Here is a 17140-nt window from a genome sequence, read left to right on the forward strand (position 1 = left end):
ACCGGTGAAAGCCTCGGTAGTCTAGAGCAGCAGACAATGCACAACGTTGCGCTGCCCACATTCGAACCAGGAGATTTCGTGACCGCTGACCTCGTCATCGTAGGGTCGGGCTTTTTCGGCCTGACAATCGCAGAACAGGCCGCCACTGAGCTGGGCTTGAAGGTCGTCGTTATCGACCGCCGCCACCACATCGGCGGCAATGCCTACAGCGAGAAGGAGGAGCAGACCGGCATCGAAGTCCACCGGTACGGCGCCCACCTTTTCCACACCTCGAACGACCGCGTGTGGGAATACGTCAACCGTTTCACGACCTTCACCAACTACGTGCACAAGGTCTACGGCGTCCACAAGGGCGAGGTGTACTCCCTGCCCATCAACCTGGCCACGATCAACCAGTTCTTCCGTGCGAACCTGACCCCGGGCCAGGCCCAGGACCTGATCAAGGAACAGGCCGGGGAACTCGCCGGCACTGACCCGCAGAACCTGAACGACAAGGGCATCCAGCTAATCGGCCGGCCGCTGTACGAGGCGTTCATCAAGCACTACACCGGCAAGCAGTGGCAGACGGATCCGAAGGACCTGCCCGCCGGCATCATTTCCCGGCTCCCGGTGCGCTACAACTACGACAACCGCTACTTCAACGACAAGTACGAGGGCCTGCCGACCAACGGCTACACCGCGTGGATCGAGAAGATGGCCGAGCACCCGAACATCGAGGTCCGGCTCAACACGGACTTCTTCGACGAGTCGCACGAGTACAGCAAGGACAAGGTCGTCGGCAACATCCCGGTCGTCTACACCGGCCCGGTGGACCGCTACTTCGATTACGCCGAGGGCGACCTCTCCTGGCGCACCATCGACTTCGAGGAGGAAGTCCTCGACGTCGGAGACTTCCAGGGAACGTCGGTGGTCAACTACAACGACGACGACGTCCCCTACACGCGCATCATCGAGCCGCGCCACTTCCACCCGGAGCGCGACTACCAGACGGAAAAGACCGTCATCATGCGGGAGTTCTCCCGCGCCGCCGAGAAGGGCGACGAGCCCTACTACCCGATCAACACCGCGGCGGACCGCGAACGCCTGCTCAAGTACCGCGATCTCGCGGCCGCGGAACGGGACGTGCTCTTCGGAGGCCGCCTCGGCACCTATAAGTACCTGGACATGCACATGGCCATCGGTTCGGCCCTGACCATGTTCGAGAACAAGATCCGCCCGCACTTCGAGGCCGGCGCCAAGATCGAAAGCGGAGGAGTGGACGCATGAGCGTAGCCGTGGAGAAATCGACACCGGCCAAGGAACTGCGCCCGTTCCGGACCGTCCACCGCGTCGTGCTGCCGGTTGACGGCGACACGGACGTTCTGCCGCTGTATGTCGATTTCAACCCGGTCCAGCGCGTCGTGCAGCTGTCCAAGCGCGCATTGCGGCGCGGCCGGATCTCGGCGCCGCCGACCGTTCCGGCCACGTCGCACCAGCACTCGGGCTTCATCACCGGGCGCAACAGCATGACGCTGCCGGCGTTCCGGAGGGTGTCGCTCGGTACCTACTTCAACGCCTTCCCCGCCAGCTACTGGCGGAACCACACCGCGGTGGACTCGGTACGGCTGACGGTCGACGTCGACGCCGAAGCGACGGTCATCGTGTACCGTTCCAGCCCCCGGGGCACGGCGAACCGGGTGGAGAGCACGCACGCATCCCAGGGCGGCGAAGTCACCTTTGACCTGCCGCTGAAGTCCTTTGTGGACGGCGGTTGGTACTGGTTCGACCTGGTGGCCCACGGAACACCGGTAGCACTAAAGAGCGCCGGATGGTCCGTTCAGGAGCCCGAAGGCTTCGTGCCCGGAACGCTGTCTATCGCGGTCACCACCTTCAACCGGCCCGACTACGCCCTGCGCCACATCGGCACGCTTGCCGGGGACGCCGGCGTCGTCGACATCCTCGACCGTTTCATCCTCGTGGACCAGGGCACGGACAAGGTCCGCGCCCAGCCGCAGTTCGAGGAACAGGCGGCGGTGCTCGGCGACCGGCTCAAGGTCATCGAACAGGGCAACATCGGCGGATCCGGCGGCTTCTCGCGCGGTATGGACGAGACCCTGAAAGACGGACGCAGCAAGTACGTCATGCTGCTGGACGACGATGTCAGCATCGAGACCGAGGGCATCCTGCGCGCCGTCAACTTCGCGGACTTCACACGGACTCCCACCATTGTGGGCGGCCACATGTTCAACCTCTACGAGCGCTCGGTACTGCACACCTACGGCGAGCAGGTGGACGACGGCCGCTACTTCTGGCGCCCGGCCGTGAACACCAAAGAAGCGCACGACTTTGGCGCCAGCAACCTGCGCACCACGCCGTGGATGCACCGCCGGATCGACGTCGACTACAACGGCTGGTGGATGTGCATGATCCCCACCTCAATCGTCCGCGAGGTCGGCTACGCCCTCCCCGTGTTCATCAAATGGGACGACGCCGAATACGGAATCCGCGCCAAGGAACATGGCATCACCACGGTGACCCTGCCCGGCGCCGCTGTGTGGCACATGCCTTGGAGCGAAAAAGACGACACCATCGACTGGCAGGCCTACTACCACCAGCGCAACCGGTGGGTGGCGGCGCTGAGCCACTCGCCGCGGAAAAAGGGCGGCCGGATGCCGTTCGAAAGCATCGCGGTGGATGTCCGGCACCTGATCTCCATGCAGTACTCGGCCGTTGAAGTCCGGCTCAAGGCGCTGGAGGACGTGCTCAGCGGGCCGGAACACCTCCACGCCACGATTGCGGAGAGGCTGGACTGGGTCCGGAAGACCCGCGCTGGCTTCACCGACGCGCAGATCACCTCGGACCTGCACTCCTTCCCGCGGGTCCTCGGCTCCGGCGAAGTGGACGCCGACCACGAACCGAACTACGTGGCCGAGTCGCTCGTGCGCGCCGCAACCGGACTGCTGCGCCAGCTTCGCCCCGTCCGCGACGACGCAATGGCCAATCCGCAGGTGGCCGTTCCGGCCGTCGAGGCCCGCTGGTGGAGGCTGGCAAGCCTTGACTCGGCCCTCGTTTCGTCCTCGGACGGCAGCGGCGCCTCTTGGTACAAGCGTGATCGGAAGCAGTTCGGAAGCATGCTCCTGCGCACCGTCCGGCTCCACATGAAGCTGATGGCCGAATGGGACAACAACGCCCGCAGGTACAAGGACGCACTCCCCGCATTCACCGGCCAGCAGGCCTGGCAGGAAACGTTCGCAGCTGTGTCGGTCGAAGATTACGAGAGGGGAGAAGCGAAGATATGACCGCCATTCCCTCCGGTGGAAACGCAGTGGTTTCGCCGCTGTCCACACCCGGCGAAGGGGCCGGTCTGCGGGACGTCTTCCGCCAGTGGTTCCTGCTGAAGCTCCTGGTCCGCAAGGAAATCAAGGTCCGCTACCGCGGCTCGGTCCTGGGCCTGCTGTGGTCCTATGTGAAGCCCCTGATGCAGTTCCTTGTCTACTACGTGGCGCTCGGCATCTTCCTGAACCTTCAGGGCAGCACCCCGAACTACGCGATCTATCTGTTCTCCGGAATCATCCTGGTTAACTTCTTCGTCGAAGTCCTTGGCAACTCGACGCGCTCGATCGTGGACAACCGGGACCTGATCCGGAAGATCTACCTGCCGCGGGAATTGTTTCCGGTCTCGACGCTCCTGGTGTCGGCCATCCACTTCCTTCCCCAGACGGTGGTCCTCATCGGTGCCTGCCTCCTGGCGGGCTGGGCGCCGAGCATCCTGCAACTGGCCGCCATTGCCCTGGCCTTCGTCATCGTAGCTATCCTGGCCACCGGGCTGGGACTCCTCTTCGGCGCCGCCAACGTCTACTTCCGGGACTCGGAAAACATTGTCGACATGATCCTCATGATCGTGACGTGGGCATCGCCGGTACTGTACGTCTGGACCATGGTTGAAAAGGCCCTCGGACCGTACTTCTTCCTGTACCAGCTGAACCCGATGACCGTCGGGGTGGAGATCTTCCACTGGGGCTTCTGGTATCCGACGCTTAACTCGGACCAGCTCGCAGCCGCCCCGGTCATGCACGGCCTCGCCTCCATCTGGGCGCCGGTGGCGCTCGGCGTCTCGCTGCTGGTCCTGTTTGTCGGCCAGTTGGTCTTCCGCAAACTGTCCGTCCGTTTCGCCCAGGAGCTGTGATGGCCGTGCAGGAGAAAATGCTGGCAATTACGTGCAAGGACGTACGGAAGAAGTTCGTCCTGCGGCACACCCGATCCCTCAAGGAGGCCTTGGTCTGGTTCGTCCGGGGGCGCAAGGGGGACATGTACAAGGTGTTCGACGCGCTGCGGGACGTCTCCCTGGATGTCCACCAAGGCGAGACAGTGGCACTGCTTGGCCTCAACGGCTCCGGCAAGTCGACCCTCCTCAAGCTCATCTCCGGCGTCCTGCAGCCCGACGCCGGAACCGTGCGTACCCGGGGCAGGGTCGCCGGCCTGATCGAGGTCGGGGCGGGCTTCCACCACGATCTCAGCGGCCGGGACAATGTCTACTTGAACGGCGCCATCCTCGGCATGTCGGAGAAGCAGATCAACGAGATGTTCGACTCGATCGTGGACTTCGCCGAAATCGGGGAGTTCATCGACACCGAGGTGAAGTTCTATTCCTCGGGAATGTACCTGCGCCTGGCCTTTTCGATTGCCGTGCACACGGACCCGGAGATCTTCCTGATCGATGAGATCCTGGCTGTCGGCGACGAACCCTTCCAGCGCAAGTGCATCGCGAAGATCAAGGAGCTGGCGGATGCCGGCAAGACGCTCTTTGTGGTGAGCCACGACCTCGACCTCGTCTCCACCGTCTGCGAGCGGGGGGTCCTCCTGGAGCACGGAAACGTGGTTCTCGACGGGCCGGTCGATGAAGTCGTGACGGAACTGCGGCGCAGGTCGGCTGCCGCGTCCTAGTCCCGCTTTCCGCCGCCCACCGCTTTGAGGAGTTGCCACACAGATGTCCTGGTTTACGAGCCTGCCCTCGGTTCTGACGGCCGTCCTGGTGCTGGTCGTGCCCGGACTGGTCCTGGGCCGGGCCCTCGGGCTGAAGGCATTTGCCGTGGCCGCCTTGTCCCCGGTCCTGTCGATGGCGCTCGTGTCGGTAGCGGGCCTGCTCGCCCCGTTCCTGAAAATCCCGTGGTCGCTGTGGCCGGTTGCCGGCCTTACCGCCGTCGCCGTCCTCGGCGCGCTGGGTGTCCGGCGCGCGCTGCCGACGAAGTGGCGGGAGCCCCACGGCGGGCGGGCGATCGACCAGCGCTTCTGGTGGGCACTCGGCGGCGCGGCCGTCGGCGGTGCCGTCATTTGCGCGCGGATGGTCGAGATCATCGGCTCGCCCGAGCACATCTCGCAGACCTTTGACAACATCTTCCACCTGAATGCCATCCGGTACATCGAGGACACGGGACAGGCGTCGTCGCTGACGCTGGGGGCCATGACCGGCGGAGGGTTCTATCCGGCCGGCTGGCATGCCTTCATCTCGCTGGTCACGCAGACCTCGGCCGCGCCGATTCCCGTTGCCGTCAACGCCGGCAACATCGCCATCGCCTCGATCGCCTGGCCCCTGGGGTGCGTCTACCTCTGCCAGCAGGCCCTGGGCCAACGCAGGGATGCCGCAGTGATCGCGGGAATCCTGTCCGCCGGATTCGGGGCTTTTCCGCTGCTGATGATTCACTTCGGGGTTCTCTATCCCAACCTTCTTTCCCTCGCCCTGCTCCCTGCTTTGCTGGCGCTGGGCGTGCAGGCCCTGAAGCTTTCGGCGGTTCCGGAGCTTCTCGGCCCGCTGCCCCTGATCGTGCTGGTGCTGGCATCGGCCGGTGTGGCCCAGGCGCACCCCAGCACCTTTCTGGCCTTCCTGGCCTTCCTGTCGCCCGCCGTGCTGTACGTGTACGTGGTTTCGGTCCTGAAATGGCGCCGGGACTGGGCCGCGAACAAGCTCAGGTGCGTGGCCTGGAGCGCCGCCCTCCTGGTCGGCGGCGCGGCGGCCCTCGGGCTCTGGATCCTTGCCCGGCCGTCCTTTGCGGCAGCGTTCTGGCCGCCGGTGCAGTCCATTCCGCGGGCGCTTCTGCAGGTCGCGGGCAATGCGCCCCTGGGTACCTCACCCGCCGTCGCCATCTCGGTACTTGCCGTGATCGGCGTCGTCCTAACCGCCCGCAGGCAACGGCAGTGGTGGATGATCGGTGTCCTGCTGATCGCGGCATTGCTCTTCGTCGCCGTGTCCAGCTTCCCCGCCGGCCGGCTGCGCTACCTCCTCTCCGGCACCTGGTACAGCGACAGCTACCGGCTGGCCGCCCTGCTGCCGGTGGCGGTGATCGTGCCGGCGGCCGTGGGAGCAACTGCGGGCTGGACCTGGCTCCGGTCCCGGCTCGCCGGTGCGGGCAACGGCGCGCCAAGCAGCAACGCGGCCCCGGCCGCGCCGTTGCAGGCCCCGCTGCTGTCCAGGAAGCCGGTGAAGGCCACCGTCTCCGCGGTGGGCGCCGTGGCGCTCCTGGTCCTCACCCAGTTGGGCAGCGTTCCGGACATGGTCTCCCTGGCCCGCGGCAGCTATGCGCTGACGCCGCAGTCCCCGCTGCTCACATCCGATGAAGCCGCCGTCCTGGCCGAGCTGGACAAGTACGTTCCGGCGGACGCGGTGATCGCCTCGAACCCTGGAAACGGCAGTGCCCTCGCCTACGCGCTTGCGGACCGGCGCACCATGCAGCTGCACATTCTGATCAGCAAGGAAAACCCCGACGACAAAATCATCCTGGCGCGGTTGCGGAACGCCCGGACGGACCCGGAAGTCTGTCCCGCTGTGTCGCGGCTTGGCATCGGCTATGTCCTGGATTTCGGCACCCAGGAAGTCAACAACGAGCATCACCCAGCGCCCGGCCTGGCCGACCTTGAGAAGGCGGGCGTGGCCAGGGTGGTCGATCAGCACGGCGAGGCCAAACTCCTGAAATTGACCGCATGCAGGTAGCGGGGCTGATCACTTTGCAAGCGATACACTCGGACCTGTCCAGCGGGCCCGCATCATTGTTCACCACCGAAATACTGAGGATTCAAATATGGGCATGACGCCGCTGAACGGACCAACCCCCGGCAAGGCGATCGGCCGGCGCGGATTCCTTGCCGCGATTGTCGCCTTGCCGCTGGCGCTGCCCGCATGCAGCGCGAAGAAGGGAACCGAGACCGTCGCGGTTTCAGCCGGCGCGTTCCCCGTGAGCCTTTCGCACAGCTACGGGACGACGACGGTGGCCGCGCCGCCCAAGCGCGTTGTTGCCTTGAGCAGCGCCGACGCCGACGCCTGCGCCGCGCTTGGCCTGGCGCCGGTGGGGATTTCCGGCTCCGCCTCGTCGCCGTGGTTCACTGCCGCGATGCGCGACATCGATGGCGCCCCACCGTTCCTCCTGAGCGACAGGATCGCGCTGCCGCTCGATGACATCCGCAACCTTGACCCGGAAGTCATTTTGGCCGTCGGCGCCGGGATCAGCCGTGCGGACTACGACAAGCTGTCCCAGATCGCGCCCGTGGTGCTGCCGATGGAATCGGGTTCCGGCCCGGCTTGGCGTCAGGCGTCGGCCCTCGTAGGCAAGGCGCTCGGGCGCAGTGACGCTGCGGCCGAGCTGCAGGCCAAGACCGAGGGCGCCATCCGGGATTCGGTGCGCGATTACGCCGGCCTCAAAGGAACGACTGTTCTCTTCGTGACCGTTTCTTCCGCTGACGGTGCCGATATCCAGGTGTCGCCGGAGGATTCCGTGGCGATGGGCATGCTCAAGGACTTCGGACTGGTTCCGGCCCCTTCGCTGGCTGCGGTCAAGCAACAGGGACGTGCGTCGGGCGGCCAGAAATCGCCGACCTCCTACGTGTGGCCGCATGAACGCGCCGACGAACTCGCCGCGGATATCCTGGTGGCGTCGGTCAGCCAGGACGACATGGCCACCCTGCGTGTGGGCGGCAAGATCCCGGCCTTGTCGAAGGCCCGGCAGCCCTCGCTGTTTTACGCCGCCGGGGTCGAGGACCAGGCACTCCGGTCAGGCTCGGCCCTGGGCGCCGCCTGGGCCAGCCGGAACATCGTTCCGGAGTTGGCCAAGGAAGCGTACTTCGAGCGGCAGCGCCAGGCAGCCAAAAAGTAGCTTGTAAGCAAAGAACCGGGCCGCGACGTTAGTCGCGGCCCGGTTCTTTTTTGATCCTTCTGGAAGAGCGGAACTTTCCTGCTACCCGCAGGCGGTTACCCGGAAAAGCCGGGCTCCGCCCACGGCCTTGACCAGCTTCATGCCAGGCGCGGTGTCGTCTGCCAGATCGCGGACGCCGACCAGGGGTTCTGCCCGCGGGGTGATCTCGGTGTTTCCGAAGTCGAGTGCCCAGTAAGCCTTGAGCGCCTTGACGGCGGGGCACACCGCAGAGTTGTAGGCCGCTTCATCCCAGTGGTCAAGCAACAGCTGCTCCTCTGGGGTTCGGATTCCGAAAATGTGCGGGGCCAGGGCACGGCGGCCGGAGAAGGCATAGACCAGCGAGGCGCCGGTCCTGGGGTTGCCCACCACGACGTCTCCCTCGGGAACAATGGCCGCCACCTCCTTGAGCAGCGAGACTTCGTCCGTTGACAGCAGCGTGGACGTGGGAGTCGTGGTGAACGTGGTGCTGATGCGGTCCTGCACCCGGGACAGCGTCCCGCCCTGCGCTCCGATGCCCAAAACCAGGATGACGGCGCAGCCCATGGCGATCCCGGATGAGGCCGGCAAGCGGCCGATCAATGCTGCGGCCGCACGGGGACGGCCGGCCACCCGCTCCTTGGAAGAGGCGATCAGGGCGCCGGTCATGGCCCGGACGCGCCAGACCACCCATTCCGCGCCCAGCACGACGACGGGAAGCGTCACCACCGGGAGCAGCGCGGCGAGCCTGAAGCTGTCGGTGTACCAGACGCCGGTGAGGAAATCGCGGAACCTGCCGTTGCTCCAGCTGGACACCACGAGGTAGAGGACGCCGCCGACGACGTACATGCCGCCGACCCACCAGTACCGGCGAATCTGGCGTGCCACGACGTAGAGCCCGATGATGGTCAGGATCAGCATGATCCAGGCGGTCGTGGTTCCCATCGGAGCGCTGCCGAGGATTTCGCCGATGGCCCGTGCGTTGGTCTGGAACGGGGTCCAGCCGGCGGCGCTGAGGTTGGGGCGGGCGACCATCCAGACGCCGGCCGTGCCCAGCAGGTACGCGACCGTGAAGGCCAGCCACAATTGCGGCTGCCGCTTCGACACGGAACCTTCCCGGGCAGCGAGCCAGGAGCGGATCAGGCGGCCGACAACTACGGGGGCGGAGAAGCCAAGAAGCGCCACCAGCGTGCTGGGGTGCGAGAGGGCGAGGCCCGGAACGGTGGCGGCCAGGGCCAGCACCGGTGCCAGCGGCGAGCCCGGGGGAGTCCGCGACATGCCGAGCGACTCAATGGCAAGGCCAAGAACGGCGGGAAGCAGGGCGATGGCGGCGTGGTTCGGGTAGAGGACGCCGAAGCCAACCATGAGGTACGGGAAACCGCTGAACCCGGCCGAGAGGATTCCCGCCGCCAGCAGCGGCATCGGCCGGTAGCCAACGATCCGGCTGATCAGGAACACGCAGCCCAGCGGCCAGACGATGGCGCCGGTAACGATAGTCCCGACGTTGACTACTGCCATGACCGACGGTGCACCGAGCATCAGGACCAGGGCCATGGAGTCGTGCATGGCCGCCGGGTACAGTCCCTTGGATGCGGCCGTCAGGTTGCCGAGGGTCAGCGTCGAGCCGTTCTGCGTATCGGCGATGTAGCGGACCGCGTTCAGGTGGTAGATATTGTCGAACGTCTCCGAGAAGCTGTCCGGGGATCCGAAGCCCGTGACATAGCGGAAGCTGATGATCGCGGCCGGGATGAGGACGGCGGCGGGGATCGCCAGGCGCGCCAGCCAGATTCCGGTGTCCGCGGGGGAGAGTGGGAAGTTCGCGCCCAGGAAGCCGGTGAAGCGGCTGCCCTCTTCCGCGGTGCCGGCGGCTTCGGTACCAGCCGCGGAACGACGACGGCGTCGGACGAGCCTGAATACTGCCACCGTTGCCGCAGCGAGCACGCTGACGGCAAAGTAGCTCACCGGGTTAAACGGGAGCTTCAGATACGGCAGGATGATGGCCATCGTCCCTGATACGGACGCCGATACCGGCGCGGCCAGGGCCACCAGGTTCAACCGGCGAAGACCGGCCGCTGCCAGGATTATCAAACCGGGAAGGAAGTAAACCAGCGCAGTTGCTGCCAGCGTAGGAAGCGTTTCCCACCAAGTCATTGATCAAGTCTCCTAAGTTCACAGCCAACCCTACAAGTATGCGCACCCGGCCACGAATCCGGCGGCGGGCTCCCTGGCGGGCCGGGGGTGGAAACCGGCGGGCCGGAAAAGGGCGGCAGTTGCACGTTGCTATACTTTCAAACCATGGGTAACTCACAGCGTTCCGGCGTTTTAATCGTCATGCCGGCTTGGAACGAGGCCGAGGCCATCGGCAATACCATCCGGAAAGTCCTGGCTGTAGTCCCCCAACACGATGTTCTCGTCGTCGACGACGGCTCGAAGGACGACACTCCGAGGATCGCCCGGGAAGCCGGCGCATCGGTCCTGCGGCTGCCTTTTAACCTGGGTGTCGGAGGGGCGATGCGGGCGGGATTCAAGTACGCGCTCCGCAACGGCTACAAGTCCGTGATCCAGGTGGATGCGGACGGCCAGCACGATCCCCACGACATCGACCGTGTCCTGGCCGGTCTGGAGCACGCCGACATTTCGATCGGGGCCCGCTTCGCAGGCAAGGGGAACTATGGTGCCAAGGGCCCCCGGCGCTGGGCCATGTTCTTCCTTGCCAAGGTCATCTCCGCGGTGGCCGGGACGCAGCTGACCGATGTCACCTCAGGATTTCGCGCCGCGAACGAAACCGCACTGCGGCAGTACATTTCGCATTTCCCGGCCGAATACCTTGGGGACACCATCGATTCACTGGTGGTGGCAGTCAAGTCCGGCTGCCGTGTGACCCAGGTGCCGGTCGAAATGAAGGAGCGCCAGGCCGGTACGCCCAGCCAGGGGCCCATCAAAGCATCCATTTATCTTGCGCGCTCGGGCCTCGTCCTGTGTTTCGCGCTGGCCCGCCGCCGGACTCCGCGCCCGGCCGAACTACATGCGCCGCTGTCCGGCGACATTGCCGGAGAGGGAAGTGCCTAAGGCATGAACGTTGCAGGTTCCTTGATTTTGTCCATCGTGATGGTGGCAGTAGTCCTCATAATGCTTCGCAACGGCCGGTTGCGGGAGAAGTACGCCATCCTGTGGCTGGTCATCGGCACGCTGACCATCATCCTGGGCATCTTCCCCCGACTCCTGAACTGGGCGGCAGCGCTGGTCGGCGTCGTCGTTCCGTCCAATCTGCTGTTCGCCCTGGCGATCCTGCTGCTTGTGGGCGTCAGCCTGCACGTGTCCCGCGAACTCACCATCCTTGAGGATGAGACCCGCATCCTCGCCGAGGAAGTTGCCATCCTGCGATCCTCCGTGGAACGACTCCAACGGGAATCCAAACCAATCCAGCCGACGGCAGGCGAGGCCGCAACGGCTTCCGCCGTGCCGCCAACCGAGAGAAGAAAATAGTGACAATTGACGTAATGTTCCCGTACTACGGGGACGTAGCCATGATGAAGGCTGCTGTTTCCTCCGTACTCGCACAGGACGACAAGGACTTCCGCTTCACGATCGTCGACGACGGCTACCCTGACGACACCCTCCCGGAGTACTTTGCCGGACTCGTGGCCGCCGACGACCGTGTCCGGTACTACCGCAACGAGGCCAACCTCGGCGCCAACGGCAACTACAAGAAGTGCGTGGGCCTGGTTGAGCACGACATCGTGGTCATCATGGGCGCCGACGACCTGATGCTGCCGAACTACATCAGCACGGTGCGCAAGGCCTTCCAGGACCCGGAAGTCAGCATTGTCCAGCCGGGCGTCGAGGTCATCGACGAGAACGGCGCCGTGTACCAGCCGCTGGGCGACTCCGTAAAGCAGTTCCTCCGGCACAAGCTGGTCGGCAAGACGTCGGAAGCGATCGTCTCCGGCGAAGCCATCGCGGAAAGCCTCATGGTAGGTGACTGGCTGTACTTCCCGTCCGTGGCCTGGCGCGCCGAGGCCATCAAGAAGCACGACTTCCGGCCGCAGTACGACGTCGTCCAGGACCTCGCGCTGGCCATCGACATCACCCTCAGCGGCGGCAAGATGGCCGTCGTCGACACGGTGTGCTTCCAGTACCGCCGCCACCGCGAGTCCGACTCCTCGGTCCGGGCGCTGGACGGCCGCCGTTTCGCCGAGGAGCGCGCCTTCTTCGACGAGTGCGTCCGCGATTTCACCGCCAAGGGCTGGACCTCGGCCGCCCGCGCCGCGCGCTGGCACCTGACGTCACGCCTGAACGCCGTGACCCTGACCCCGAAGGTGGTCTCGAAGAGAATGTGGCCCGGCCTGCGCAAGCTGGTCACGCACGCCGTCAGGCCCTGACCTCACCGCTCCGGCAGTGGCGCGGGCATCTGCCCGCAACGCGGAGCATTTGTTCCGGCGGTCGGCGGTGCAGCACGTGCTGGTAGGCTTGCTGGGGTGCTCCCTCGGCACACATTGTGTCGAATAAGCAAATAGACTTTTTATCTACATGAAAATCAAGGCGGTTTGAGAATGTCCCTACTGAGCGGCTCATCGGTACTGATCACGGGCGGTACAGGCTCTCTTGGCAAGGCCCTTATCAAGGAAATCCTGGATAACCACGATGTCCGCCGACTGGTAATCATCAGTCGGGACGAGCTGAAGCAGCACGAAGCACGGGCCATGTTCAACAATGACCCCCGCCTTCGTTGGTTTATCGGCGACATTCGCGACCGGCACCGCCTGGACCGGGCCTTCCACAAGGTTGACTACGTCATCCACGCAGCGGCACTGAAGCAGGTCGACACGGCGGAGTACAACCCGTTCGAATACGTCCAGACGAACGTGCAGGGCTCGCAGAACGTGATCGACGCCGCTATCGACGCCGGTGTCAAGAAAGTCGTGGCCCTGTCCACCGACAAGGCATCCAGCCCGGTAAACCTCTACGGCGCCACGAAGCTCTGCGCGGACCGGCTCTTCATCTCCGGCAACCACTACGCGGCCGCCTACGACACCCGTTTCTGCGTGGTCCGCTACGGCAACGTCATGGGATCGCGTGGATCGATTGTTCCCATCTGGAAGAAGATGCACGCCGAAGGAAAGTCGCTGCCGGTAACCGACGACCGCATGACCCGCTTCTGGATCACCCTGGAACAGGCCGTCAAATTCGTGCTCGATTCCTTCGAAATCATGCAGGGCGGCGAGCTTTACGTTCCGAAGATTCCGTCGGTGCGCATTACCGATTTGGCCAAGGCCGTTGACGACAATGCAGTGACCCACGAAATCGGAATTCGCCCCGGCGAAAAGCTGCACGAAGAAATGATTGCTGCCGACGACTCCCGCCGGACCGTCTCCGTCGGCGACCGCTACGTGGTCATGCCGCACCTCGGTGGCTGGGGCTACGAGGCACCCTCCGACGGGGTCGCGGTCAAGGACGGGTGGAGCTACCAGTCTGACGGCAACGAGGTCTTCCTTTCCGTGGAAGAGCTCCGTGCCATGTTTGAAGCGGAAGGGCTCTAGCAATATGCTCCCGTACGGTCGCCAGTCCATCGACGAATCCGACATCAAAGCGGTATCCGAGGCTCTTCGCAGTGAGTGGCTGACGACCGGGCCGAAGGTCGACGAGTTCGAAGCCGCCATCTCGGATATTGCCGGCGGATCCCACGCTGTGGCAGTAACCTCGGGCACTGCCGCACTTCACGTCGCGTACGTGGCGGCCGGCATCAAGCCCGGCGATGAGATCGTCACGACGCCGTTGACGTTTGTCGCGACGGCTGCGACGGCGGCCATCGCCGGGGCCAAGGTGGTCTTCGCCGACATCGATCCCGCCACTGGCAACCTGGCGCTCGACGCCGCGGCGGCGGCAGTCACACCGCGGACACGTGCGATTACTGCCGTTGACTACGCCGGTCTGCCTGTCGATGCCTCGGCGTTCAACCGGCTCGCGCACGACGCCGGAGCAGTCTTCATCGAGGACGCGGCGCATTCGGTTGGCTCCTCGCTGCACGGCGAGCCGGTCGGCAAGCTTGCTGACCTGACGACCTTCTCCTTCTTCCCCACGAAGAACATGACGACGGCGGAAGGCGGCGCGGTTGTCACTCCGCGCGAGGATCTCGCGTTGCGCGCCCGGCGGTTCAAGGGCCAGGGCCTCGTGCGGGAGAAGTCGGAGCTCCGGTACCCCGACGAGGGCGCCTGGCACCAGGAAGTGCACGAATTCGGACTCAACTACCGGCTCCCGGACGTCCTGTGCGCCCTGGGGATCAGCCAGATGGCAAAGCTGGACGGCTTCCGGAAACGGCGGCAAGAGATCCACGATACGTACAACGCCGCATTCGCGGGCAACGACAACCTGATGCTGCCGCAGACCACGGAAGGCGCTGCCCCGGCGTGGCACCTCTACCCGCTCCGGGTCGAGGCCAGCCGCCGGCGGAGCATTTTCGACGAACTCCGGAGCCGCGGCATCGGAGTCCAGGTGAATTACATTCCCGCCTACTGGCACCCGGTGTTTGAGGACCTTGGGTACCGCCGCGGCATGTGCCCCGAAGCGGAGCTGTACTACCAGCAGGAGATCTCCCTCCCGCTATACCCGGGCCTGACGGACAGCGAAGTAAACACCGTCGTTGATCAGGTTCTGGACGTAGTCGGATCGTGAAGGACGGACACTCACTTCGTGTCGTTGCGGTAATCCAGGCGAGGGTTGGTTCCTCCCGGCTGCCCGGAAAGGTCCTCCGGGACCTGGGCGGCAGGCCGGTGCTTGACTGGGTCGTGCGCGCAGCGCGTGCTGCGGCCGGCGTCGACCAGGTCGTAATTGCCACGTCGACCGCGCCAGGTGACGACGCGATCGTTGAATTCGGCGATCGCCACGGGATTGAGGTGGTCCGCGGGAGTGAGGACGACGTCCTCAGCCGCTTCATCGGGGCTGCGGAATCGACCAACGCCGATGCCGTTGTCAGGCTGACCTCGGACTGCCCGCTCCTGGATCCAACGGTTATTGCCCAGGTCGTCTCGGTCTGGCGCCACGACCCGGACCTTGACTACGTCTCAACCACCAAGGTTCGCTCGTTGCCCCGGGGCCTCGACGTGGAACTGGCGACCTCCGCCGCGCTGGCTCGGGCGAACGAGCGGACCGAGAGCTACCACCGAGCCCACGTGACGAGCGCCCTGTACGAGGAGGGCGCCGGATTCGACTGCGCGGCGTTGACCTTTTCGCCCGGGAGCTCGAATTTCCGCGTGACCCTCGACACCGCGGAGGACGCGGAACTGCTGGACGAGGTAGTCAGGTTGCTGCCGGACCAGCCGCCAGGCTGGCGCGACGTGGTGGCGGTCCTCCGGAGCCGTCCCGATATTGTGGCGCTTAACGCGCATATCGAACAGAAACCTCTGAACGAAGGCTAAAGTGCGCGTACTGCTGCGGTGTGACTCATCCAAGGCCCAGGGGCTGGGACACGTGGTGCGGACCATGGCGGTTGCAGAGGCCGCGTTGGCTGCGGGGTGGGACGTCGTATTCAGCGGCGATGTGGAAAGCGCGATGGGCCGGGAGCTTGTTGAGGCCCGCTGTCCGGTGCGGCATGCCCGGCCGGACAGCGCGGAGGAGCTGGTGGAACTGGCGCGCAAGGCTGAGGCCGACGTCGTCCACATCGATACTTACGCCGAGCAAGGCGAGGCCAGGGCCCTGCTCAACGAGGCCGGAATTCTCCTCTCTTCGATGGAGGACGGGTCCTTCGGACGGCGGCCGGCCGACCTGGCCGTCGACCCGTCGCCGGCGGCCGAGACCCGATACAGGCCCGCCGACGGTTCCTACCGCCTACTGCGGGGCGCCGCTGCCATCCCGATCCGGGGCGCCATCCGGGCACTCCGCACGGCGTCGCCGAGGCCGGAGGACTCCGAGCCGGGAAAGCCCAACATGATGATAGTCATGGGCGGTACCGACGCGAGGGACATGACAGCCCGCTGCCTGGGCTGGTGGGCGCAGACGGGAATTCCCTCACGCTGCTACGTCGTGTCAGCAGGGCGGCCGGAACTGCCCGTGGAGTTGGGGGAGGGGCAGGAATTGGAGATCGTGCCTCCCGCCCTCGACCTCCCCAAGCTGTTTCCTTCCATGGACCTGGTACTCAGCGGTGCCGGCACCACGATATGGGAACTCGCGGCCCTGGGCGTGCCGACGGCACTGGTGCAGCTGGTCGAGAACCAGGGCGACAACTACCGCTTCGCAACATCCGAGGGCATGGCCGCGGGACTGGGAGATGCCAGTTCGGGCGAGCTGGACGAGGCCCTGGCCACCGCGGGGCTCCGACAACTCCTCACAGACACTGAAAGCCGCGAACGCCTTTTCGCACGGTCGCGCGAACTCGTTGATGGCGCCGGGGCCGACAGGATTGTGGCCGCTTGGGCCGAGATCATTGAGGCTCCGCCGGGACTCAACGCCCGGCCCGCGCGGATCGAGGACGCCTCCCAGCTCTTCGACTGGCGCAACGAGCCATCGGTTCGAAAGGTATCCCGTACGAGGAACGAACTGTCGTGGGACTCGCACGTCGCCTGGGTTGCGGCTGCCGTCGCCAACCCGGAAGTTTGCCTGCTCATTGCCGAAATGGACGGCGCCCCCGCGGGCACGGTCAGGTTCCACGCCCTGGACCCCCTCAACTGGGAAGTCTCCATCACCGTGGGTGCCAGCATGCGCGGGCGGCGCCTGGCCGGCCCCATGCTCCACGAAGCCGAACGGTTCTTCTGCTCGAAGTACCCCGGGAAGACGCTGCACGCGGCCATGCTCGCGTCCAATCAGCCCTCACTGCGGCTCTTCCAGGCCGCCGGGTACACCGGAGGCCTGACCAGAATCGACAACGAAGACTGGTACGAGCTCACCAAGGCCGGCGACTGATCCACCCTCAGGAGGGTCCGCTGTCCACGCAGCACTGCAGCGGATTTATAGTCAGATACACCTGTGGCCCGGTCTTAGGGTGAACGTCATTGCGTTCACCCCGGGACCGG

At 65.3% G+C, this 17140-nt stretch carries 14 protein-coding genes; 13 read left to right on the forward strand and 1 reads right to left on the reverse strand.

Annotation, left to right across the window (positions count from 1 at the left end; all coding sequences use genetic code 11):
- Window positions 1–78: 78 nt before the first annotated feature.
- The 6 genes from glf to AC1DNC_RS14035 all read left to right on the forward strand — a co-directional run bounded on the left by glf (window position 79) and on the right by AC1DNC_RS14035 (window position 8120).
- Window positions 79–1266 (forward strand): UDP-galactopyranose mutase, encoded by a 1188-nt coding sequence (gene glf, locus AC1DNC_RS14010; RefSeq protein WP_476863215.1) that lies wholly within the window; start codon window positions 79–81, stop codon window positions 1264–1266.
- Window positions 1263–3278 (forward strand): glycosyltransferase, encoded by a 2016-nt coding sequence (locus AC1DNC_RS14015; RefSeq protein ID WP_476863134.1) that lies wholly within the window; start codon window positions 1263–1265, stop codon window positions 3276–3278. The genes glf and AC1DNC_RS14015 overlap by 4 nt, the downstream gene beginning before the upstream one ends.
- A complete protein-coding gene (locus tag AC1DNC_RS14020; protein ID WP_476863135.1) occupies window positions 3275–4165 on the forward strand; it encodes an ABC transporter permease in 891 nt (296 codons plus the stop codon). Before AC1DNC_RS14015 ends, AC1DNC_RS14020 begins: the two co-directional genes overlap by 4 nt.
- Complete coding sequence (locus tag AC1DNC_RS14025) at window positions 4165–4923, forward strand: ABC transporter ATP-binding protein (protein WP_476863136.1); 759 nt, start codon at window positions 4165–4167, stop codon at window positions 4921–4923. The genes AC1DNC_RS14020 and AC1DNC_RS14025 overlap by 1 nt, the downstream gene beginning before the upstream one ends.
- 43 nt (window positions 4924–4966) lie before the next feature.
- Complete coding sequence (locus AC1DNC_RS14030; RefSeq protein ID WP_476863137.1) at window positions 4967–6964, forward strand: DUF6541 family protein; 1998 nt, start codon at window positions 4967–4969, stop codon at window positions 6962–6964.
- A gap of 94 nt (window positions 6965–7058) precedes the next feature.
- A complete protein-coding gene (locus AC1DNC_RS14035; RefSeq protein WP_476863138.1) occupies window positions 7059–8120 on the forward strand; it encodes an ABC transporter substrate-binding protein in 1062 nt (353 codons plus the stop codon).
- Window positions 8121–8201: 81 nt separating this feature from the next.
- On the opposite strand, the gene AC1DNC_RS14040 is transcribed toward AC1DNC_RS14035, so the two are convergent.
- Complete coding sequence (locus AC1DNC_RS14040; RefSeq protein WP_476863139.1) at window positions 8202–10286, reverse strand: DUF6541 family protein; 2085 nt, start codon at window positions 10284–10286, stop codon at window positions 8202–8204.
- Window positions 10287–10430: 144 nt separating this feature from the next.
- On the opposite strand from AC1DNC_RS14040, the gene AC1DNC_RS14045 reads away from it, so the two are divergent.
- From AC1DNC_RS14045 to AC1DNC_RS14075, 7 genes are all read left to right on the forward strand, one after another.
- Window positions 10431–11204, forward strand: coding sequence for a glycosyltransferase family 2 protein (locus tag AC1DNC_RS14045; RefSeq protein WP_476863140.1), 774 nt, complete (start codon window positions 10431–10433; stop codon window positions 11202–11204).
- Between the two features lie 3 nt (window positions 11205–11207).
- A complete protein-coding gene (locus AC1DNC_RS14050; protein ID WP_476863141.1) occupies window positions 11208–11621 on the forward strand; it encodes a DUF2304 domain-containing protein in 414 nt (137 codons plus the stop codon).
- Entirely contained in the window at window positions 11621–12517 is an 897-nt protein-coding gene (locus tag AC1DNC_RS14055) for a glycosyltransferase family 2 protein (RefSeq protein WP_476863142.1), read from the forward strand. The genes AC1DNC_RS14050 and AC1DNC_RS14055 overlap by 1 nt, the downstream gene beginning before the upstream one ends.
- Window positions 12518–12688: 171 nt before the next feature.
- The gene (gene pseB, locus AC1DNC_RS14060; RefSeq protein ID WP_476863143.1) at window positions 12689–13675 is read left to right on the forward strand and encodes a UDP-N-acetylglucosamine 4,6-dehydratase (inverting); all 987 of its coding nucleotides are present in this window, start codon (window positions 12689–12691) and stop codon (window positions 13673–13675) included.
- A gap of 4 nt (window positions 13676–13679) precedes the next feature.
- Window positions 13680–14807, forward strand: a complete 1128-nt coding sequence (pseC, locus tag AC1DNC_RS14065) for a UDP-4-amino-4,6-dideoxy-N-acetyl-beta-L-altrosamine transaminase (RefSeq protein ID WP_476863144.1) — start codon at window positions 13680–13682, stop codon at window positions 14805–14807.
- Window positions 14804–15550 (forward strand): cytidylyltransferase domain-containing protein, encoded by a 747-nt coding sequence (locus AC1DNC_RS14070; RefSeq protein ID WP_476863145.1) that lies wholly within the window; start codon window positions 14804–14806, stop codon window positions 15548–15550. The genes pseC and AC1DNC_RS14070 overlap by 4 nt, the downstream gene beginning before the upstream one ends.
- Before the next feature lie 64 nt (window positions 15551–15614).
- Window positions 15615–17030, forward strand: a complete 1416-nt coding sequence (locus AC1DNC_RS14075) for a GNAT family N-acetyltransferase (protein WP_476863146.1) — start codon at window positions 15615–15617, stop codon at window positions 17028–17030.
- Window positions 17031–17140: the final 110 nt, after the last annotated feature.

It is taken from the genome of Arthrobacter sp. 01N442 (assembly GCF_056399345.1).

Excerpts from the sequence above, each read along its gene's own strand:
- AC1DNC_RS14015 (WP_476863134.1), top strand. The coding sequence starts at position 1,263 with ATGAGCGTAGCCGTGGAGAAATCGACACCGGCCAAGGAACTGCGCCCG.
- AC1DNC_RS14020 (WP_476863135.1), top strand. The coding sequence starts at position 3,275 with ATGACCGCCATTCCCTCCGGTGGAAACGCAGTGGTTTCGCCGCTGTCC.
- AC1DNC_RS14025 (WP_476863136.1), top strand. The coding sequence starts at position 4,165 with ATGGCCGTGCAGGAGAAAATGCTGGCAATTACGTGCAAGGACGTACGG.
- AC1DNC_RS14030 (WP_476863137.1), top strand. The coding sequence starts at position 4,967 with ATGTCCTGGTTTACGAGCCTGCCCTCGGTTCTGACGGCCGTCCTGGTG.
- AC1DNC_RS14035 (WP_476863138.1), top strand. The coding sequence starts at position 7,059 with ATGACGCCGCTGAACGGACCAACCCCCGGCAAGGCGATCGGCCGGCGC.
- AC1DNC_RS14040 (WP_476863139.1), bottom strand. The coding sequence starts at position 10,286 with ATGACTTGGTGGGAAACGCTTCCTACGCTGGCAGCAACTGCGCTGGTT.
- AC1DNC_RS14045 (WP_476863140.1), top strand. The coding sequence starts at position 10,431 with ATGGGTAACTCACAGCGTTCCGGCGTTTTAATCGTCATGCCGGCTTGG.
- AC1DNC_RS14050 (WP_476863141.1), top strand. The coding sequence starts at position 11,208 with ATGAACGTTGCAGGTTCCTTGATTTTGTCCATCGTGATGGTGGCAGTA.
- pseB (WP_476863143.1), top strand. The coding sequence starts at position 12,689 with ATGTCCCTACTGAGCGGCTCATCGGTACTGATCACGGGCGGTACAGGC.
- pseC (WP_476863144.1), top strand. The coding sequence starts at position 13,680 with ATGCTCCCGTACGGTCGCCAGTCCATCGACGAATCCGACATCAAAGCG.
- AC1DNC_RS14075 (WP_476863146.1), top strand. The coding sequence starts at position 15,615 with ATGGCGGTTGCAGAGGCCGCGTTGGCTGCGGGGTGGGACGTCGTATTC.